Source organism: Paraburkholderia xenovorans (genome assembly GCF_046030735.1).
GTDB classification, from domain to species: domain Bacteria; phylum Pseudomonadota; class Gammaproteobacteria; order Burkholderiales; family Burkholderiaceae; genus Paraburkholderia; species Paraburkholderia xenovorans_A.
Window position 1 is genome coordinate 146,628 of the sequence record NZ_JAQQBV010000016.1, and the last position, 19,971, is coordinate 166,598.

Genomic DNA, 19,971 nt, shown 5'->3' on the forward strand with positions numbered 1-19,971 from the left:
GACACAGGTATCATGAACGGATAGACGTCGCTCGGGGCAGACCCAACACATGCCGAAAGCGTCACGAAACCTCCCGAAAAGGTCCCACAGCGCGCGAGCCGCGCGCGATTGAACCCAGGAATTCAGTATGAACAAATCTTTCCGCATCGCAGCCGCCGCGCTGGCGATCGCCGCCGTCACGATCGGCTGCTCCGCGCAGGCCGACCAGACCACCGACAAACTGAAGGCCACACTGCAAACCCGCCTCGCCGACGTGACGATCAAGAGCGTCAGCAAGTCGCCGATTGCCGGCCTGTACGAAGTGAACCTGGGCTCGCAGATCGTCTATAGCGACGCAACCGGCGACTACCTCGTGCTCGGCGATATTGTCGACGCGAAGACGCGCAAGAATCTGACCGAAGCGCGTCTGTCGGACACCAACCGCATCGACTTCGCGAGCCTGCCGTTCGCGAACGCGGTGAAGGTCGTGAAGGGCAACGGCGCGCGCAAGATCGCCGTGTTCTCCGATCCGAACTGCCCGTACTGCAAGCAGCTCGAAACCACGCTCAAGTCGATCGATAACGTGACCGTGTACACGTTCCTGTATCCGGTGCTGTCGCCGGATTCGACCGTCAAGTCGAAGTCGATCTGGTGTTCGACGGACCGCGCTAAGGCGTGGGAATCGTGGATGCAGGATCATCAGGCGCCCACGGCCGCCGGCACCTGCGACACCGCCGCGATCGACAAGAACCTGGCGCTCGGCCGAGCGATGAGCGTCGACGGCACGCCTACCGTGTTCCTCGCCGACGGCCGCCGTCTGCCCGGCGCGGTGCCGGCCGACCGGCTCGACAAGGAAATGTCCGCGGTGCGTTGAGTACGCGGCATCTGCTGAAGAAAGGAGGCGCGCAGTGCGCCTCCTTTCACATCGAGCATCGAGCATCGCGCCTCGAATGTTCTCGCCAGAAACCTTCCCCTCTTTTCTCAAGCGCCGCCGATGAAGCCGATCCGCTACACCATCGTTCCCAAGCAGCCCGCCGCCCATCTGTTCGAAGTCACCGTGACGGTGGCCGATCCCGATCCGGCCGGCCAGCGGTTCATGCTGCCGGTGTGGATTCCGGGCAGCTACATGATCCGTGAGTTCGCGCGCAACATCGTCACGCTGCGCGCGTTCAACGACGCGGGCCGCAAGGTGCGCGTCGAAAAGACCGACAAGCACACGTGGCAAGTCGCGCCGGTCAAAGGCGCGCTGACGTTGCGCTACGAGGTGTACGCGTGGGATATGTCGGTGCGCGCCGCGCATCTGGACGACACCACCGGTTTCTTCAACGGCACGAGCGTGTTCCTGTCGCCGTTCGGTCACGAAGAAGCCCAGTGCGTGGTGGACATTCAGAAGCCGGACGGCGCGGCGTACCGCAACTGGCGCGTCGCGACCGCGTTGCCGGAAGCGCGCGGCACGAAGCGCTACGGCTTCGGCGAATATCGCGCGCAAAACTATGACGAACTGATCGACCATCCTGTCACGCTGGGTGAGTTCGCGCTCGCTACGTTCAACGCGCACGGCGTGCCGCACGACATCGTGATCGCGGGCCGCGTGATCGGACTCGACATGGCGCGTTTGTCGGCGGATCTGAAGCGGATCTGCGAAGCGCAGATCGCGTTGTTCGAGCCGAAGTCGAAGAAAGCGCCGGTGGAGCGCTACGTGTTCATGACGCAAGCCGTTGCCGACGGCTATGGCGGTTTGGAACATCGCGCGTCCACCGCGCTGATCTGCAATCGCGGCGATTTGCCGGTAGAAGGCCGCGACGCGATGACCGACGGCTATCGCACGTACCTCGGGCTGTGCAGCCACGAATACTTCCACACGTGGAACGTGAAGCGTATCAAGCCGGCCGCGTTCGCGCCGTACGACCTGAAAGTCGAAAACTACACGTCGCTGCTGTGGCTGTTCGAGGGCTTCACGTCCTATTACGACGACCTGATTCTCGTGCGCAGCGGCCTGATTTCGCAGGACGACTATCTCGGCATGGTCGGCAAAGTGATCGGCGGCGTGCAGCGCGGCAGCGGTCGTCTGAAACAGACGGTCGCCGAGAGTTCGTTCGACGCGTGGGTCAAATACTATCGGCAGGACGAAAACGCGTCGAACGCGATCGTCAGCTATTACACGAAGGGTTCGCTGGTCGCGCTCGCGTTCGATCTGACGATTCGCACGCAAACCGGCAACCGCAAATCGCTCGACGACGTGATGCGCGTATTGTGGCAGCGCTTCGGGCGCGATTTCTATCGCGGCAAGCCGGTCGGCGTGGAAGAAAGCGAAATCGAAGCGCTGTTCGCGGAGGCGACCGGCGCGAAGCTGGCCGAACTGTTCGCAGAAGCCGTGCACGGCACCCGCGATCTGCCGCTCGAGACACTGCTGACGCCGTTCGGCGTCACATTGGCGCCGGATCTGGACAAGCACGGCAAGCCGTCGCTCGGCGCGCGCGTGCGCGGCGGCGCGGATTGCACGCTGGCGGCGGTTCACGACGGCAGCGCGGCGCAGAAAGCCGGTTTGTCCGCCGGCGACGTGCTGATCGCGATCGACGGCCTGCGCGTGACCGGCGCGAATCTTGACGCGCTGTTGGCGCGCTATGTGCCGGGCGCCAAAGTCGAGGTCCACGCATTCCGCCGCGACGAGCTGCGCACCGCGCAAGTCAAGCTGGACGGGCCTGAGGCGTCGCGTTACAAGCTCACGGTCAGCGACAAGCGGCCGGCCGCGCGTAAGGCGCGCGAGCGCTGGCTGGCAAGCTGATCGTAATCCGCAGCGCCGCTAATCGGCGGTAGGGAGGCGGCGGATTGTTCTATCACTGCAACAATCCGTCGCTGCCGGATGGCTTTTTCCCGGGTCGTTAAAAAAACACAATGGCTCCACTCGCGCAACACTGCGCGCCCCTACTGGAGTCAACCATGACCACGATCCTGCAAATTAACTCTGCAGCCCGCTCGCAAGGCGCGAACTCGACGCTGCTGCTGAACGAGCTGACCGCAAAGCTGCAACAATCGAATCCGGGCGCGCAAGTCGTCGTCCGTAACCTGCAAGCCGAACCGCTGCCGCATCTGGACGACGCGATCCTCGGCGCGTTCTTCACGCCGGCTGACCAACGCACGCCGGAGCAGGCCGCGATCGCTGCACGCAGCGAAGCGCTGATCGCCGAACTGCAAGCCGCCGACATCGTCGTGATCGGCGCGCCGATGTACAACTTCGGCATTTCGTCGCAACTGAAGACGTACTTCGACTTCATCGCCCGCGCCGGCATCACGTTCCAGTACACCGCGAACGGTCCGGAAGGTCTCGTGAAGGGCAAGAAGGTTTTTGTCGTGTCGGCTCGCGGCGGCAAGTACGCCGGTACGCCGAACGATAGCCAGACGCCGTATCTGAAGAGCTTCCTCGGCTTCATCGGCATGACCGATGTGAACTTCATCTACGCAGAAGGCATGAACATGGGCCCGGACGCAGCGGGCGCCGCGTTGGCTGCCGCGCGTGAGGCAATCGCTGCCGCGTAAGTGTCGGCTTTGCCGCTTCGTTTTTCTTCGATGCGATTCGATGCGGTGAAATGAAAAACGCCACGGAATGTGAATTCCGTGGCGTTTTTCCGTTTTCGGCCCGGCGCAGCGGCCCGGCGCAGCGGCCCGACGCAGCGGGTCAGGCCAGCATCTGCGCTTCTTCCGGCAGACGCCAGTCGATCGGTTCGCGGCCGTGTTCGGTCAGATACGCATTGGCCTTCGCAAAATGCCCGCAGCCGAGAAAACCCCGATGCGCGGACAGCGGCGACGGATGCGGCGCTTCCAGCACATAGTGTGATGTGCCGCCGAGCAACGCGCGCTTGGCTTGCGCGTGCGCGCCCCACAGCATGAACACGAGGCCGTCGTGGCGCATCGCCAGCTCGTGGATCAGTGTGTCCGTGCATTTTTCCCAGCCGCGCTTCGCGTGACTCGCGGCCGAATCGCGCTCGACGGTCAGCACCGTGTTCAACAGCAGCACGCCCTGTTTGGCCCACGTATCGAGACAGCCGTGGCGTGGCGTCTCGTGACCGAGACTCGCGGCGATTTCCTTGAAAATATTGCGCAGCGACGGCGGCGTGCGCACATTCGGCGCGACGGAAAACGCAAGTCCATGCGCTTGCGGCGTGCCGCGGTCTTCGCCGTGATACGGATCCTGGCCGAGGATCACCACTTTGACTTCGTCCGGACTGGTCAGACGCAACGCGCGGAATACGTCGGCGGGATAAACGGTTTTACCGGCCGCCCGCTCGCCGTCGACGAAACGGCATAGCGGCGCGTAGGCGTCGCTGTCTGTGAAGGGTTTCAGGTGCGTGCGCCAGGCTGCGGGCAGCGCGGCGAACTGGGCTTCGAGCGTGGGCGGCGCGGTGCCGGCGGCGTTTGCAAGCGGCTGCGGCGCCGGATCGTTGGGCGTGGTGTCGCCGAACAACGAAGCCTGCGACGACGAATTGGAGCGGGTGCGGGAAGCTGAGGTCATGGCGGGGAAGTGTCGCAGCAAACGCGGGCTAGCTCAAGGCGGCCGTGTGAGTCTTGCGGGCGCGCTATTGACGGGCGCGGCGAAACGGAGCCCGCGCTCGCGGTGCACTTGCAGCGATCAACCCGCTCGCAGTTGATAGCCGCGTTGTGCTTTGCTGATGTTGTCGGGCGCGAGCCCGGCGACCTGCCTGCGTAGTTCCGCAGCCAGCGTATCGAGCGCGGCTTCGTCGCCGGACTTCAGTTCGAGTTCGACTTCGGAGATCGGTGCGCGGCGATGCTGGCCGTCTACATCGGCAATGACGTCGCCTTGATCGATCGCGGCTTCGATCGTGGCGCCGTCCAACTCGACATGCCATAGCGTGCGCGTGAAATTCGTGCGGAACAGTTCGATCAGTTCCGGCGCAGCTTCGCGCAACGCCGCGGCGGCGCGTGGCTCGTCACACTCGCGCAGCAACGCGTCGATTTCAAGCTTTTCGCTCGCCACCGGCATTTCCCACTCGTGCCGGCTGTGCAAACCATCCTTCGCGTTACCGACGGTCTTGAAGGTTTGCAGCCAACCTTCGGGAGCGTGGCGCAGACGCAGCGCGCTTTTCGAACTCGCCAATGCCAGCTTCGGGGTATCGAAGTAGATATTGACCAGCTTGATCGGGCGGCCTTCGTCGCCAGTGCGCGCGACGAACCATTGCGTTGCCGCGTTCACCTGATTCGCCGGCAGCGCCAGCTTGATTTCACGTTCCATGCCCATGGTTTGCTCCGGACGTTGCGCTCAGAAGAACATCCGCGCAAGTTCCACACCCGGCTCGTCCGCGCGCATGAACGCTTCGCCGACGAGGAACGTATGCACGTCCATGGCCCGCAGACGTTCGACGTCGGCGCGCGACAGAATGCCCGACTCGGTCACGACGATCCGGTCTTCCGGCACCGCTTCGAGCATGCCGATCGTCGTCTCGATCGACGTTTCGAACGTGCGCAGATTGCGGTTGTTGATGCCGATCAGCGGCGTTTTCAGCGTAAGCGCTTCCGCGAGTTCGTCGCTGTCGTGCACTTCGACCAGCACCGCGAGACCCAGCGAATGCGCGAGCGCTTCGAGATCCTGCATCTGCGAGGTGTCGAGCGCGGCGGCGATCAGCAGGATCGCGTCGGCGCCCATCGCGCGGGCTTCGACGATCTGATACGGATCGACGATGAAGTCCTTGCGCAGCACCGGCAAGTTGCACGCGGCGCGCGCTTCTTCCAGATACGCGACGCTGCCTTTGAAGAACTGCACGTCGGTCAGCACCGACAGACAGGCCGCGCCGTGCTTTTCATACGAACGCGCGATGTCGGCCGGCACGAAGTTCTCGCGCAGCACGCCCTTCGACGGGCTCGCCTTCTTCACCTCGGCGATCACCGCGGCGAGACCCGCCGTGTGCTTCGCGCGCAATGCGCCGACGAAATCGCGAATGTCGCGTGACGAAGCTTCGAGCCGCAGTTCTTCGAGCGGCGCGCTCTGTTCGGCCACGCGAACTTCCTCGCGTTTGACCGCGATGATGCGGTCCAGAATGTCGCTCATAGAGTTCTCGCTACGTGATGAATACTTGAATTTAGTGCTTGAATTGCTGGGTGAAACGCACCAGTTCATCGACCTTGGCGCGTGCCTTGCCGCTGGCAATGGCTTCGCGCGCGAGTTCGATGCCGTGCTGGATCGACGACGCCACGTTCGCCGAATACAGCGCCGTGCCCGCGTTCAGCGTGACGATTTCGCGCGCGACGCCCGGCTTGTTGTCGAGCGCGTCGAGCAGCATCGCTTTCGATTCCGACGCGTTAGCCACTTTCAGCGAACGGTTCGACACCATCTGCATGCCGAAGTCTTCCGGATGAATTTCGTACTCGTGGATCTGGCCGTCGCGCAATTCGCCGACCTGGGTCGCCGCGCCGAGCGAAACCTCGTCCATGCCGTCCATACCGTACACCACCAGCACGTGTTTCGCACCGAGGCGCTGCATCACGCGTACCTGAATGCCGACGAGGTCGCCGTGGAACACGCCCATCAACTGATTCGGCGCGCCGGCCGGATTGGTCAGCGGCCCGAGAATGTTGAAGATCGTGCGCACGCCGAGTTCGCGGCGCACCGGTGCGATATTCTTCATTGCCGGGTGATGGTTCGGCGCGAACATGAAGCCCATGCCGGTTTCCGTAATCGACTCCGCTACCTGTTCCGGCTGCAGATCGATATTCACGCCGAGTGCTTCGAGCACGTCCGCGCTGCCAGACTTGCTCGACACGCTGCGATTGCCGTGTTTCGCGACCCGCGCGCCGGCCGCTGCCGAGACGAACATCGTCGCCGTGGAAATGTTGAAGGTATGCGAACCGTCGCCGCCAGTGCCGACGATATCGACGAAGTTCGAGTTGTCCGGTACTTCGACGTGCCGGGCAAATTCACGCATCACCGTGGCGGCGGCGGTGATTTCGCCGATGGTCTCTTTTTTGACGCGCAAGCCGGTAATGATCGCGGCCGCCATCACGGGCGACAGTTCGCCGCGCATGATGAGGCGCATCAGGTGCAGCATTTCGTCGTGGAAAATCTCGCGATGCTCGATGGTCCGTTGCAGCGCTTCCTGGGGCGTGATCGACATGATTTCGTCCCTCTTCATCAGGCGTTGCGATGCGACGGATTGGCGGACGCGGCCTTCGATTGCTTCACGAAATTCTCGAGCAGCGCGTGGCCATGTTCGGACAGGATCGACTCCGGGTGGAACTGTACGCCTTCCACCGCGAGTTCTTTGTGACGCACGCCCATGATCTCGCCGTCTTCGGTCCACGCGGACACTTCGAGGCAGTCCGGCAGCGATTCGCGTTCGATCGCGAGCGAGTGGTAACGCGTGACGACGAAGTGCTTCGGCAAGTCGGCGAATACGCCTTTGCAGTCGGTTTCGATCGTGCTGACCTTGCCGTGCATGATGGTCTGCGCGCGCACCACGCGACCGCCGAATGCTTCGCCGATCGCCTGATGGCCGAGGCAAACACCCAGGATCGGCGTCTTGCCGCTGAATTCGCGCAATACGTCGAGCGTGATGCCCGCGTGTTGCGGATTGCTCGGACCGGGCGACAGGCAGATGCGCTCCGGGTTGAGCTTCGCGATGTCGTCCAGCGTGATTTCGTCGTTCCGGTAGGTGCGCACGTCTTCGCCGAGTTCGCCGAAGTACTGCACCAGGTTGTAGGTGAACGAGTCGTAGTTGTCGATCATGAGCAGCATGGTGTGTCTCCGGTCAGAAGTCGCTATCGAGGCCGTCTTGAACCTGTTCCGCAGCGCGCAGCACCGCGCGCGCCTTGTTCTCGGTCTCCTGCCATTCGGATTCCGGCACCGAATCCGCGACCACGCCCGCCGCCGCCTGAACATACAGATTGCCGTTCGCGATCACGCCGGTGCGGATCGTGATGGCCAGATCCATTTCGCCGGTGAACGACAGATAGCCGACCGCCCCGCCGTAGAGGCCGCGCTTTACGGGTTCGAGTTCGTCGATCAGTTCCATTGCGCGGACCTTCGGCGCGCCGGACAACGTGCCGGCCGGGAAGGTGGCGCGCAGCACGTCGAAATTGGTGGTGCCCGGCTTCAGCTTGCCCTCGACCGAACTCACGATGTGCTGCACGTGCGAGTACTTCTCGATCACCATCTTGTCGGTGACGACCACCGAGCCGATTTGTGCGATGCGGCCCACGTCGTTGCGCGCGAGGTCGATCAGCATGACGTGCTCGGCGACTTCCTTCGGGTCGTTCAGCAGTTCGGTGGCGAGTTCGGCGTCGCGCTCCGGCGTGTTGCCGCGCGGACGGGTGCCGGCCAGCGGGCGAATCGTGACGATGCGATCCTCGCCGCGCTTTTCCTGACGCACCAGAATTTCCGGCGATGCACCGACCACGTGGAAATCGCCGAAGTTGTAGTAATACATATAAGGCGACGGATTCAGCGAGCGCAGCGCGCGATACAGCGACAGCGGATTGTCGCGATACGGTTTGGTCAGACGCTGGCCGACCTGCACTTGCATCAGTTCGCCCGCGGCGATGTATTCCTTCGCCTTGCGTACCGCGGCGAGGTAATCGTCTTTTGCGAATTCGCGGTAGGTCTCGGTGCGCACGCTCGCCGACGTGACCGGCGGTTGAACGGTCGTGCGCAAGCGCTGACGCAGTTCACGCAGACGCTGTTTGGCTTTCGTGTAAGCCTCGGGCTGCGTCGGATCCGAATAGACCACGAGGTAGAGCTTGCCCGCCAGGTTGTCGATCACTGCGACTTCTTCGGTGAGCAGCAACTGGATGTCCGGCAGATTCAGATCGTCTTTCGGTGCCGTGTGCGCGAGCTTTTTCTCGATGTAGCGCACCGCGTCGTAGCCGAAGTAGCCGGCCAGACCGCCCGCGAAACGCGGCAGCCCCGGGCGCTGCGCCACTTTGAAGCGCCCCTGGAACTGCTGGATGAATTCGAGCGGATCGCCTTCATGACTTTCGACGACCTTACCGTCGCGCACCACTTCCGACACGCCGTTGCGGGTGCGCAGCAGCGTGCGCGCCGGCAGTCCGATGAACGAATAGCGGCCGAAGCGTTCGCCGCCGACCACCGATTCCAGCAGGAACGAGTTGGCGCCGTTGCGTTCGGGCTGAGCGAGCTTCAGGTACAGCGAGAGCGGCGTCTCGAGGTCGGCGAGCGCTTCGGCGATCAGCGGGATGCGGTTGAAGCCCTCGTTCGCGAGGGACTGAAATTCGAGTTCGGTCATGTTCCGATCCTGTTTCATGGTTCCGGCGCCAGCGTGCGACGGACAAAGCGGGGCGTTGCGCCGCCGGTCAGGGGTTCGTTCGATAATTCGACACGATAAGAGTCTGACCGGCGCGAGTTTTCCATCGACGCATGCAAGCGGTTTCGGCGCACAGGCGTACTTTTTGGGTACACGTAGGCCAGATCAACCGATGCAGCGAAACAAGATGATGGAAAAAACGCTTGAGCGCAGCGAAGTAAAAAACGGTTGCCGAAGACCAGCTTCAGCGTACCTCAGGCGAGGTTAGCGCGACCAGCGACGCCAGGGCCAGGCTCCCCGGTCGATGCTAATCAGACTCCGTTTTTTATTCAGAAACATGAGGATGAAGGACTTTTCAAGTCGTGGAATGGTGCGCTGCGATCGCCTTGGCGGCGTCCAGCAGCGAGGCAACTATACCATCGGATTTTATTTCTTGTATAGCGCGACCATGGTTGTAGCCGTACGGCACGGTGAGCGTTGCCATGCCCGCCGCGCGGCCGGCCAACGCATCGTTCTCCGAATCGCCGATGGCCACCGTGGCGCGCGGTTCGACACCGAGCTGCGCCGCTGCGGTGAGCATCGGCAGCGGATCCGGCTTTTTTTGCGGCAGGCTGTCGCCGCCCAGCACCACGCTGAAATACTGCGCGAGCCCGTATTGCTCCAGCAATTCCACCGCGAAACGATGCGGCTTATTGGTTACGCAGGCGAGCTTGAGGCCCGCGTCGCGCATAGCGGCGAGACCGGTTTCGACTTCGGGATAGAGGCGCGTGTGCACACCGTTGATCTTCGCGTACTCCACTTGATAGATCGCGAGCGCTTCGTCGAAGTGGTCCTGTGCATGGTCCGCTTCGAAGCGCGGCGCGAGCACGCGGCGAATCAGATTCTCCGAACCCTTGCCGATGTAGCCGACTACCTCCTCACGCGAGGTTTCCGCTGCGTCGAGTTGCGCGAGCATGCCGTTCAGGCCGGCGGTGAAATCGTCGGCGGTATCGATCATCGTGCCGTCGAGGTCGATGATCGCAGCTTGCAGGCGCGGACCTGGGAATGTCGGGGCAGGGTGGGGGGTGGTCATCGGCTCAGGCCTCTTTCAGTGCTCTGTGGTCAGTGCTCGATGCCGGCAAGCGCGGCTCGCATCTTGTCGATCACCGCCTTGTGATCCGGCGCGCCGAAGATCGCGGAACCGGCCACGAACGTGTCCGCGCCCGCCGCCGCGATTTCTGCGATGTTGTCGACTTTTACGCCGCCGTCCACTTCAAGGTGAATCTCGCGGCCAGTCCGTTCTTTGTACTCGTTGATGCGCTTGCGCGCTTCGCGCAGCTTGACGAGTGCCTCGGGAATGAACGATTGGCCGCCGAAACCCGGATTCACCGACATGATCAGCACCAGGTCGACCTTGTCCATCACGTAGTCCAGATGGCTTAGCGACGTGGCCGGATTGAACACGAGGCCGGCCTTGCAGCCGTGATCGCGGATCAGCGACAGCGTGCGGTCAATATGGTCCGAGCCTTCCGGGTGAAAGCTGATGATGTTCGCGCCGGCCTTCGCAAAGTCCGGCACGATGCGATCGACCGGGCGCACCATCAGATGCACGTCGATCGGCACATCCACGTGCGGACGAATCGCCTCGCAGACGAGCGGGCCGATCGTCAGATTCGGCACGTAGTGATTGTCCATTACGTCGAAGTGGATCCAGTCGGCGCCGGCGGCGACGACGTTGCGCACTTCTTCGCCGAGGCGTGCGAAGTCGGCGGACAGAATACTGGGAGAAATGCGGAATTGCGTCATGGCGGGGGCGGATGCAAGCGGGGAAAGCGTCATTTTACCGGTTTGTGCGCGGCGGAGCCGGCTCGTAGCCGTTTGGCCAGGTGCCTCGCGAAAGTGACAAAACGCCTGAGCGGCCCTTGTCCAAAGGGATTTGTCCGGTTGCGGGCGTGCCGCGCATGAAGCAGAATGCCAAACTATAAGCGCTGCTTCTTCGATAGGCCCGCAAACCATTGGCGTTCGGGCTTTCCCGCGCTTTTCACGCCCCCCCGTTTTACCAGACCGGAATCAGGATGAGCCAGTACGAATTCAGCGTCTCGGCGCAGGTGCAATATCTGCCCGAAGAGTCGGACCCGGAGCGCCGCCAGTACGCATTTGCGTACACGCTGACCATCCGTAACAGCGGTCAGGTGCCGGCGCAACTGATTGCGCGTCACTGGGTGATCACCGATAGCGACAAGAATGTGCAGGAAGTGAAAGGGCTCGGCGTGGTCGGTCACCAGCCGTTGCTCAAACCGGGCGAGCACTTCGAATATACGAGTTGGGCGGTGATCGCCACGCCGGTGGGCACAATGCGCGGCGAGTACTTCTGCGTGGCGGAAGACGGTGAACGTTTCGATGCACCCGTGCCCGAGTTCATCTTGCGCATGCCGCGTACTTTGCATTGAACCGAAGCCGGGGCTCACGGTCTTTAGATAGCTTCACGGCGCGGCGTTACTGCGGTTTGCGCTACTTCTGCTGCTTTTGTTGTTCACTACTGTTGGCGCGCGCGGCCTTCTTCTTGCCCGACGACGTCCACACCACGATAAAGACGAGCAGGAAGAGCGCGAGGAGCGACTCCAGCGCGAAGATGAGCATTGGGTATTCGTCGAACAGATCAGACATGGCGGTTTCCATCAAGAACGAACATTGTATGCGTTTTGTCCGCCGCGCCGGAGCATGGCTCGGCGCGCTCTCAGTGGCGGTGCTGCTGGCTTCGTGCGGCGGCGGGAGTGCGGTCCGGCCGTCGGTTTCGCCGCCTACGGGCGCGGCGATCATCCCCGGGCAGATCGCCGCGACGCGGCTCACTGCCGTCGCCTGGCAGCAGGTGCCGGGTTGGCAGGACGACTCGCTGATCGGCGCCACGGCGGCGCTGCGGCAGAACTGCTTGCGGCTCGCGCGCCAGGCGAACTGGGCACGTGCGTGTGCGGCGGCCGCGCAAATCGACGATCTCGACGTCACCGGCGCGCGGGCTTTTTTCGAAGCGTATTTCACGCCGTTCCAGCTAGCCAATAGCGACGGCACGCTCGACGGTCTCGTGACCGGTTATTACGAGCCGCTGCTGCGCGGCTCGCGCACGCGGCACGGCGTGTATCAGACGGCGCTGTATCGCTGGCCGTCCGGATATCGTGCCGGCGCGCCGCTGCCGGCGCGCGCGCAACTGGAACGCGCGGGCGTGCTGAACGGCAACGAACTCGTGTGGGTCGACGATCCGATCGAAGCGTTCTTTCTGCAGGTGCAGGGCTCGGGGCGCATCGTGATGGAAGACGGCAGCGTGATGCGGGTCGGCTTTGGCGGCACGAACAATCAACCGTATAAGTCGATTGGACGATGGCTGCTCGATCGAGGCGAACTGACGCCGTCGCAGGCGACCATGCAGGGCATCAAGGCGTGGGCGCGTGCGAATCCGAATCGTGTGGACGGCTTGCTCGACACCAATCCACGCTTTGTGTTTTTCCGCGAGATGCCGTCGGGCGAGAGCGCGCCGGGTGGCGGCGCGGACGGTCCGATCGGCGCATTAGGCGTGCCGTTGACGCCGGAGCGGTCCATCGCGGTCGATCCGAGTTCGATTCCTCTCGGCACGCCGGTGTTTTTGCAGACCACCCGTCCGTTGACGAACTCGCCGATGAACCGCCTCGTTTTCGCGCAGGACACCGGGTCTGCGATCAAGGGCGGCGTGCGTGCCGATTACTTCTGGGGACTCGGCGACGACGCAGGCGATCTCGCCGGCAAGATGAAGCAGGGCGGCCGGATGTGGTTGCTGCTGCCTAATTCCTGAGGATCAGGCGGGATTGGTGTAGCGGAAGTTGCACCAGTTCTTGCGCAGGCATCCGCCGCCATCACGGATGCGGATTCCTGCGTCAAGGCTCGCTCAAAGCCCCGACTTCCGCTTGTCCACCACGCGCCGCGCTTTACCCACCGAACGCTCGATTCCGTTCACGCCCAGCACATTGACCACGGCGCTCACGCCGATCAGCGCCTTGATGTCGTAGGCGAGCGCCTGCTTTGCCGTGCTGAGCGCCGTGGTATCCGGCGCGCTTTCCGGGCACGGCTCGACATTCAACGTCAGCACATCCAGCGGCCCTTCCTTGGTGAGCACGATCTGGTAGTGAGGCGCGAGCGCATGTTGCTTGAGTAGCAGCTCTTCGATTTGCGTCGGGAATACATTCACGCCGCGCACGATCATCATGTCGTCCGAACGGCCTGTGATCTTTTCCATCCGACGCATGGTGCGCGCGGTGCCGGGCAACAGGCGCGTCAGATCTCGCGTCCGGTAGCGGACGATCGGTAGCGCTTCTTTGGTCAGCGACGTGAATACCAGTTCGCCAAGTTCGCCATCCGGCAAAACCTCGCCCGTTTCGGGATCGATGATCTCGGGATAGAAATGGTCTTCCCAGATGGTCGGGCCGTCTTTCGTCTCGACACATTCCGACGCCACGCCCGGACCCATCACTTCGGAAAGACCGTAAATATCGACCGCGTCGATACCCATACGCTTTTCGATCGCCTGACGCATGTCGTTAGTCCAAGGCTCCGCTCCGAAGATGCCGAGACGCAGCGAGCAGCCGACCGGGTCGATACCCTGGCGCTCGAGTTCGTCGGCGATCGAGAGCATGTAGCTCGGCGTAACCATGATGATGTCGGGACGGAAGTCCTGAATCAGTTGCACCTGTTTCTCGGTTTGACCGCCGCCGAACGGGATCACGGTGAGCCCGGCGCGCTCGGCGCCGTAGTGCGCGCCGAGACCACCGGTGAACAAACCGTAGCCGTAGCTCACATGCACCTTGTCACCGCGCTTCGCGCCGGCGGCGCGAATCGAGCGCGCGACGAGGTTCGCCCACGTGTCGATATCGCGCGCGGTGTAGCCGACCACGGTCGGCTTGCCCGTCGTACCCGACGATGCGTGAATCCGCGAAATCTGCTCCTGCGGCACGGCGAACATCCCGAACGGGTAGCTGTCGCGCAGGTCCTTCTTGGTCGTGAAGGGGAAGCGCGCCAGGTCCGCGAGGCTCTTCACTTCGCTCGGGTGAACACCCGCTTCGTCGAATTTGCGCCGGTAGACCGGCGAATTCTCATACGCGTGATTGAGCGACCATTTGAGCCGTTCGAGTTGAAGCGCTGCGAGTTCATCGCGGCTGGCGGTCTCGATCGGATCGAGCGGAAGGGCGGTGGTCATCGAATGTCTCCTTGCTGCTTCAATGCTTGAGTCGGTGTGCGGTGCGCGTTCTGCACGCATAAAACGGGTGATGGGCTGCTATCTATGCGCCTTTCAGTCGCCCGTCGGAATCAGATTGCCTTTGATTTGCGCCGATTTGCCGCGAAACATCGCCACGGTTTCGTCCGCGCGATTCTTCACGCAAATATCGTAGATGCCGGTGCGGCCGCTCAACGTTTGCTCGACGGCTTCGGCCGTCAACACGTCGCCGCGATGCACCGGGCGCAGGAATTCGATCGAGCAGCCCGCCGCGACGGTGTTGACGTTGTACGTGTTGCAAGCGAACGCGAACGTCGAATCCGCCAGCGTGAAAATCAGGCCGCCGTGACAGATCTGATGGCCGTTCAGAAAGTCGTCGCGCACGGCCATGCGTAGACGCGCATAGCCGGGCCGCACTTCCGCCACTTCGAGGCCGAGTGCCTTGCTGCATGCGTCGTTTTCGTACATGGCGGCCGCGGTCGCCCGGGCGAGTTCGTCCGGCGTCATATGGGCGGCAAGTTTGGGTTGGGTCGACATGTCAGCGGCCCTCGAAGCGCGGCGCACGCTTTTCGACGAACGCCTGCACACCTTCCGCGTAATCATGTGACGCGCCGAGTTCGCGTTGCAGATCCCGTTCGAGATCGAGTTGCTGATCGAGTGTTTGCGTCGCGCCGGCACGCATGGCCTGCTTGATCGCGGCGATCGCGCGGGTGGGTTGCTGCGCGAGTTGAGTCGCTAGTTGATTGGCAGCGGCCGCGAGTTCCGTGTCGTCCACCGTTTGCCAGATCAGCCCCCAGCTTTCGGCCTTTTCCGCGCTGAGCTTGTCGCCGGTGATGGCGAGACCCAACGCGCGAGCCATGCCCACACGTTGCGGCAGAAACCACGTGCCGCCCGAATCCGGCACGAGGCCGATCTTCACGAATGCCTGAATGAAACTGGCGGAGCGCGCGGCGAGCACGAGGTCGCAAGCGAGCGCGAGATTCGCGCCAGCGCCGGCAGCGGTACCGTTGACCGCGGCGATCACCGGCAACGGCAGTGCTTGCAGACGGCGGATCAGCGGATTGAAATGCTGGTCGATCAGATCGCCGAGATCGGTCATTGCGCCGGGCGTGAAATCGAGGTCCGCCAGATCCTGGCCGGCGCAGAAGCCGCGCCCCGCACCGGTCAGAACAAGCGCGCGTGCGCCGGACGCTTCGACCTCGTCAAGCGCAGCACCCAGTTCCTGATGCATCGCGCGCGTAAAGCTGTTGAGCTTGTCGGGCCGGTTCAGCGTGATCGTCGCGACGTGGCTCGATGCATCGACGTCCATGCGAATCGCTTCATATGACATTGGGTGTCTCCTCAAAGTCTCTTTGATCGGCGGATGCGGCGGCGCGTGTCAGAGCCGCTCGATCGCCAGTGCGATGCCCTGACCGACGCCGATACACATCGTGCAAAGAGCAAAGCGGCCATTGACCCGTTCCAGTTGATGCAACGCGGTGGTGATCAAACGCGCACCCGATGCGCCGAGCGGATGCCCCAGTGCAATCGCGCCACCATTGGGATTGACGCGCGGGTCGTCGTCGCGCAGGCCGAGCGTGCGCAGAACGGCCAGCCCCTGCGATGCAAAAGCCTCGTTCAGTTCGATCACATCGAATTGTTTTAGCGTCATGCCCAGTTGCTTGAGCAGTTTTTGCGAAGCGGGCGCAGGACCAATGCCCATGATGCGCGGCTCGACGCCTGCGGTCGCCATGCCCACCACGCGCGCACGGCGACGCAGGCCGTATTGATCGGCGGCTTCCTGATTTGCCAGCAGCAATGCGCACGCGCCGTCGTTGACACCCGAAGCGTTCCCGGCCGTCACGCTACCGTCAGGGCGCACCACGCCCTTGAGCTTTGCGAGGCTCTCGAGCGACGTTTCGCGCGGATGTTCGTCGAGCGTCACGCGTACCGGATCGCCTTTCTTCTGCGCGATTTCAACTGCGACAATTTCGTGAGCCAAGGTACCGTCGCGTTGCGCGCGTGCCGCTTTTTGCTGGCTCGACAGCGCGAATGCGTCCTGATCGGCGCGGCTGATACCGAATTCGATAGCGACGTTCTCCGCTGTCTCCGGCATCGAGTCGACGCCGTGCTGGCGCTTCATCAGCGCATTGACGAAGCGCCAGCCAATGGTTGTGTCGTAGATTTCCGCCTGCCGCGAGAATGCGCTGTTGGCCTTGCCCATCACGAACGGTGCTCGCGTCATGCTTTCGACGCCGCCTGCAATCATCAGGCGCGCTTCGCCTGCCTTGATCGCGCGCGCCGCAGTACCGACCGCGTCCATGCCCGAACCGCACAGGCGGTTGATGGTCGCGCCCGGCGCCTCCGTGGGCAAACCCGCCAGCAACGCCGACATCCGTGCGACGTTGCGGTTGTCTTCGCCCGCCTGATTGGCGCAGCCGTAGATCACGTCGTCGAGGGCGCGCCAATCGACACCCGGATTGCGCTGGATCAGCGCCCTGATCGGTACCGCGCCGAGGTCGTCGGCACGAACGTCTTTCAGGGCGCCGCCGTAGCGGCCGATCGGAGTGCGAATCGCGTCGCAAATGAAGGCGTCGTTCATGTGAGTTCCTGCGGTAGCGAATCGGCGCGCGAGAGGCCGATCCGATGTCTCATGTTAGTTGGGGTGCACGGCCCGGTCCATTCGGCCAAACGGCATAGGACGAAAACCGTGCTTTTGTCTTATGCCATTCAGCCAGCTACCGCCGGTGCCGCTTTCGGTTCAACATGAACGCGGCTTTGAACCACGCGAAAACGGTTCGCGACAAACGCCGCGTCAGCCAGCGCGGCATTCGCCGCGGGGTTCGCGCCCGTGCCGTGGAAATCGGAGAAGGCCGCCGACTGATTCACGAATACGCCGCCCGTCAGATTGATCGACAGTGCAACGCCGCCGCGAATCGACGCTTCGTGCGCTTCGTCGAGTACGGCGTCGTCCGTGCTGTAGATCGACAAGGTCAGCGCGCCGTGCTCGGCGGCGATCGAGCCGGCGAGTTCGAGCGACTGCGCGGTCGAATCCGTCGCGATCACGAAAGAGATCGGGCCGAACCATTCTTTGGTGAGTTGAGCGTGGTCTTTGGCTGCATCCAGTTGGAGCACGAGCGGAGTGCGGACACGGGCGCCGGCGAACGCGGGGTGTTCCAGCGATTGGCTTTGCGCGAGCACAGTACCAAGCTTGCTGGCCTCCTCGATGCGCTGCGTTACGCCTTCGTTCTGGATCGCGCCGAGCAACTCGACGGCGCGGGCCGGGTCGGCAACCAGCTTTTGCACGGCGCCTGCAATCGCCTGAGCCACTTCGTCGAAGCTGAGAGCGCCTTCAGCCGTGCGAATGCCGCCGCGCGGCACATAGATATTTTGTGGCGCAGTGCACATCTGGCCCGAGTACAGCGCGAGCGAAAAAGCGATATTGCGGGCGACGGCTTTGATGTCGTCGGCCGAGTCGATCACGATCTGGTTGACGCCGGCTTTTTCGGTGTAGACCTGCGCTTGATGCGCGTTGCGCTCGAGCCAGGTGCCGTTTTGCGTGCTGCCGGTGAAGTCGATCAGCTTGATTTCAGGACGCAACGCCAGCGCCTGGACAAGCGGTCCGTCGTTCGGTTCGGTGGCGAGCAGCGTGACGACATTCGGATCGAAGCCCGCTTCGCGCAGCACTTCACGTGCGATGCGCACGGTCACCGCAAGCGGCAGGATCGCGCCCGGATGCGGCTTGACGATGACCGTGTTGCCAGTGGCCAGATCGGCGAAGAGGCCCGGATAGCCGTTCCACGTCGGGAAGGTGCAGCAACCGAGTACGAGACCGGTGCCGCGCGGCACGATCGTGTAGCGCTTGTGCATCGCGAGCGGCGGATTTTTGCCTTGCGGCTTTTCCCAATGGGCGTCGCCGGGAATGCGGCGCAGTTGGTCCCACGCGTACACGACGGCTTCCAGTGCGCGGTCCTGTGCGTGCGGACCGCCTGCCTGGAACGCCATCATGAATGCCTGGCCGGTGGTATGCATCACGCTGTAGCCGATCTCGAAGCTGGCGCGGTTCAACCGCGCGAGTATTTCCAGACTGACGCCGACCCAGGTTTGCGGACCGGCCGCGCGCCAGTCGCGCTGCGCGGCAGCGGCAGCGGTGATCAGCGCATCGGGATCGGACTTTGGATAGCGAATGCCGAGCGGCAAGCCAAACGGCGAGATTTCTGCACCGACGGTTTCTCCCGTCGACGGCTGGTCCAGTTCGAACGTCTTGTTCAGATGCGCTTTGAATGCGGCCTCACCGTCCGCGTTAGCTGTTTCCCCGTACACTTTCGGACTGGGCATTTCGACGAACGGGCTCCAGTAGCCGCGTGTTTCGATCGTGGCGAGAGTCTTTTGCAGCGTGTCTTCATGCTTGGTGAATAACGGATGTGTCATGGCAGAGGGGCTTGGCTGTACGTTGGGGAAAAGCCTGTCGAATAATTGACCGACCGGTTGGTTGGTGAATGTTAGCATTATTGAGACGGCTGCGCGAAGCGTTTTCGCGCGCCATTCACACTTGGAGGTGGCATGGCTTACGAGAACATTCTGGTTGAGACGCGGGGCCGGGTGGGGTTGGTTACGCTGAATCGTCCGAAGGCATTGAACGCATTGAATGACGCGTTGATGGACGAGTTGGGCGCCGCGCTGCAGGCATTCGACGCCGACGAGGCGATCGGCGCGATTGTCGTGACCGGTAGCGAAAAGGCGTTCGCCGCAGGTGCCGACATCGGAATGATGGCGACATACAGCTACATGGATGTCTATAAGGGCGACTACATCACCCGCAACTGGGAAACGGTGCGCTCGATCCGCAAGCCGATCATTGCCGCGGTAGCGGGCTTTGCGCTTGGCGGTGGCTGTGAGTTGGCGATGATGTGCGACATCATTTTCGCTGCCGACAGTGCCAAATTCGGCCAGCCGGAGATCAAGCTTGGGATCATGCCGGGCGCCGGAGGTACGCAAAGATTGCCGCGCGCAGTGTCGAAGGCGAAAGCGATGGATCTTTGTTTGACCGCTCGTTTCATGGACGCGGCTGAGGCTGAGCGCGCAGGCTTGGTGTCGCGCGTGATTCCGGCCGCTTCACTTGTTGAAGAGGCGTTGGCCGCTGCCGCAGTGATAGCGGAATTCCCACTGCCGGCTGTGATGATGGTGAAGGAGTCGGTCAACCGTGCGTATGAGACGACGCTGGCCGAAGGCGTACATTTCGAGCGCCGCCTGTTCCATTCGCTCTTCGCGACAGAGGATCAAAAGGAGGGAATGGCGGCATTTGTCGAGAAGCGCAAACCGGTTTTCAAGCATCGGTAATACGCTTGTCAAAATAACGCTTGCAAGCCCTGCTGGGGCTCGCTAGAATCTCGCTCTTTCGTGCTTCGGATACCGGGGCACGGGGAGGCGGGAGAGCCAGCAATGGCGGGGGTTTGCGGTACGTCGGGCAGGTTAGGTTAGTTAAAGAAACCTGTTGACGATGTAGCGAAAGTTCTCCATAATCTCGTC

Annotated in this window: 20 protein-coding genes; 6 read left to right on the forward strand and 14 right to left on the reverse strand. The window is 62.7% G+C overall.

All coding sequences use genetic code 11. The features are described from left to right. Nucleotides 1-127 precede the first annotated feature (127 nt). The 3 genes from PQQ51_RS18060 (at nt 128) to PQQ51_RS18070 (ending at nt 3,516) form a co-directional block, all read left to right on the forward strand. Nucleotides 128-853, forward strand: coding sequence for a DsbC family protein (locus PQQ51_RS18060; protein WP_408498142.1), 726 nt, complete (start codon nt 128-130; stop codon nt 851-853). 120 nt (nt 854-973) lie between these two features. Then, the gene (locus tag PQQ51_RS18065) at nt 974-2,764 is read left to right on the forward strand and encodes a M61 family metallopeptidase (protein WP_408498143.1); all 1,791 of its coding nucleotides are present in this window, start codon (nt 974-976) and stop codon (nt 2,762-2,764) included. A 155-nt stretch (nt 2,765-2,919) separates the two neighbouring features. Next, nucleotides 2,920-3,516 carry an FMN-dependent NADH-azoreductase gene (locus tag PQQ51_RS18070; RefSeq protein ID WP_408498144.1) on the forward strand — a complete coding sequence of 199 codons (597 nt, stop codon included), beginning with the start codon at nt 2,920-2,922 and terminating at the stop codon, nt 3,514-3,516. Nucleotides 3,517-3,655: 139 nt separating this feature from the next. Here the strand turns inward: PQQ51_RS18070 and PQQ51_RS18075 are convergent, their stop codons facing one another. From PQQ51_RS18075 to rpe, 8 genes are all read right to left on the reverse strand, one after another. Next, complete coding sequence (locus PQQ51_RS18075; RefSeq protein ID WP_408498145.1) at nt 3,656-4,489, reverse strand: uracil-DNA glycosylase; 834 nt, start codon at nt 4,487-4,489, stop codon at nt 3,656-3,658. A gap of 117 nt (nt 4,490-4,606) precedes the next feature. Beyond that, complete coding sequence (locus PQQ51_RS18080; RefSeq protein WP_408498146.1) at nt 4,607-5,233, reverse strand: CYTH domain-containing protein; 627 nt, start codon at nt 5,231-5,233, stop codon at nt 4,607-4,609. A gap of 21 nt (nt 5,234-5,254) precedes the next feature. Further along, nucleotides 5,255-6,040: an indole-3-glycerol phosphate synthase TrpC gene (gene trpC, locus PQQ51_RS18085; RefSeq protein WP_408498147.1), complete on the reverse strand. Its 786-nt coding sequence runs from the start codon at nt 6,038-6,040 to the stop codon at nt 5,255-5,257. 31 nt (nt 6,041-6,071) lie between these two features. Next, nucleotides 6,072-7,103 carry an anthranilate phosphoribosyltransferase gene (trpD, locus tag PQQ51_RS18090; RefSeq protein WP_408498148.1) on the reverse strand — a complete coding sequence of 344 codons (1,032 nt, stop codon included), beginning with the start codon at nt 7,101-7,103 and terminating at the stop codon, nt 6,072-6,074. Nucleotides 7,104-7,120: 17 nt separating this feature from the next. Next, nucleotides 7,121-7,723, reverse strand: a complete 603-nt coding sequence (locus PQQ51_RS18095; protein ID WP_408498149.1) for an aminodeoxychorismate/anthranilate synthase component II — start codon at nt 7,721-7,723, stop codon at nt 7,121-7,123. Nucleotides 7,724-7,736: 13 nt separating this feature from the next. After that, nucleotides 7,737-9,230: an anthranilate synthase component I gene (gene trpE, locus PQQ51_RS18100; protein ID WP_408498150.1), complete on the reverse strand. Its 1,494-nt coding sequence runs from the start codon at nt 9,228-9,230 to the stop codon at nt 7,737-7,739. 373 nt (nt 9,231-9,603) lie between these two features. Beyond that, nucleotides 9,604-10,320 carry a phosphoglycolate phosphatase gene (locus tag PQQ51_RS18105; protein WP_408498151.1) on the reverse strand — a complete coding sequence of 239 codons (717 nt, stop codon included), beginning with the start codon at nt 10,318-10,320 and terminating at the stop codon, nt 9,604-9,606. A gap of 29 nt (nt 10,321-10,349) precedes the next feature. Next, a complete protein-coding gene (rpe, locus tag PQQ51_RS18110; RefSeq protein ID WP_408498167.1) occupies nt 10,350-11,033 on the reverse strand; it encodes a ribulose-phosphate 3-epimerase in 684 nt (227 codons plus the stop codon). A 269-nt stretch (nt 11,034-11,302) separates the two neighbouring features. Here rpe and apaG point away from each other — a divergent pair, with 269 nt between their 5' ends. Next, a complete protein-coding gene (gene apaG / locus PQQ51_RS18115; protein WP_408498153.1) occupies nt 11,303-11,677 on the forward strand; it encodes a Co2+/Mg2+ efflux facilitator ApaG/CorD in 375 nt (124 codons plus the stop codon). Between the two features lie 61 nt (nt 11,678-11,738). On the opposite strand, the gene PQQ51_RS18120 is transcribed toward apaG, so the two are convergent. After that, nucleotides 11,739-11,894, reverse strand: coding sequence for a hypothetical protein (locus PQQ51_RS18120; protein WP_408498154.1), 156 nt, complete (start codon nt 11,892-11,894; stop codon nt 11,739-11,741). Between the two features lie 28 nt (nt 11,895-11,922). Here PQQ51_RS18120 and mltA point away from each other — a divergent pair, with 28 nt between their 5' ends. Beyond that, nucleotides 11,923-13,047 carry a murein transglycosylase A gene (gene mltA, locus PQQ51_RS18125; protein WP_408498156.1) on the forward strand — a complete coding sequence of 375 codons (1,125 nt, stop codon included), beginning with the start codon at nt 11,923-11,925 and terminating at the stop codon, nt 13,045-13,047. A 93-nt stretch (nt 13,048-13,140) separates the two neighbouring features. Here mltA and paaK read toward each other — a convergent pair whose 3' ends face one another. The 5 genes from paaK to paaN form a co-directional block, all read right to left on the reverse strand. After that, nucleotides 13,141-14,445, reverse strand: a complete 1,305-nt coding sequence (paaK, locus tag PQQ51_RS18130) for a phenylacetate--CoA ligase PaaK (protein ID WP_408498157.1) — start codon at nt 14,443-14,445, stop codon at nt 13,141-13,143. A gap of 93 nt (nt 14,446-14,538) precedes the next feature. Continuing rightward, on the reverse strand, nt 14,539-15,000 hold the full coding sequence (paaI, locus tag PQQ51_RS18135) for a hydroxyphenylacetyl-CoA thioesterase PaaI (RefSeq protein ID WP_408498158.1): 462 nt from the start codon (nt 14,998-15,000) through the stop codon (nt 14,539-14,541). Nucleotide 15,001: 1 nt separating this feature from the next. Next, complete coding sequence (gene paaG / locus PQQ51_RS18140) at nt 15,002-15,793, reverse strand: 2-(1,2-epoxy-1,2-dihydrophenyl)acetyl-CoA isomerase PaaG (RefSeq protein ID WP_408498159.1); 792 nt, start codon at nt 15,791-15,793, stop codon at nt 15,002-15,004. A 48-nt stretch (nt 15,794-15,841) separates the two neighbouring features. Continuing rightward, nucleotides 15,842-17,044 (reverse strand): 3-oxoadipyl-CoA thiolase, encoded by a 1,203-nt coding sequence (gene pcaF / locus PQQ51_RS18145; protein ID WP_408498160.1) that lies wholly within the window; start codon nt 17,042-17,044, stop codon nt 15,842-15,844. A gap of 128 nt (nt 17,045-17,172) precedes the next feature. Further along, nucleotides 17,173-18,873, reverse strand: a complete 1,701-nt coding sequence (gene paaN, locus PQQ51_RS18150) for a phenylacetic acid degradation protein PaaN (RefSeq protein WP_408498161.1) — start codon at nt 18,871-18,873, stop codon at nt 17,173-17,175. Nucleotides 18,874-19,005: 132 nt separating this feature from the next. Here paaN and PQQ51_RS18155 point away from each other — a divergent pair, with 132 nt between their 5' ends. Next, nucleotides 19,006-19,782: an enoyl-CoA hydratase gene (locus tag PQQ51_RS18155; protein ID WP_408498162.1), complete on the forward strand. Its 777-nt coding sequence runs from the start codon at nt 19,006-19,008 to the stop codon at nt 19,780-19,782. Nucleotides 19,783-19,971: the final 189 nt, after the last annotated feature.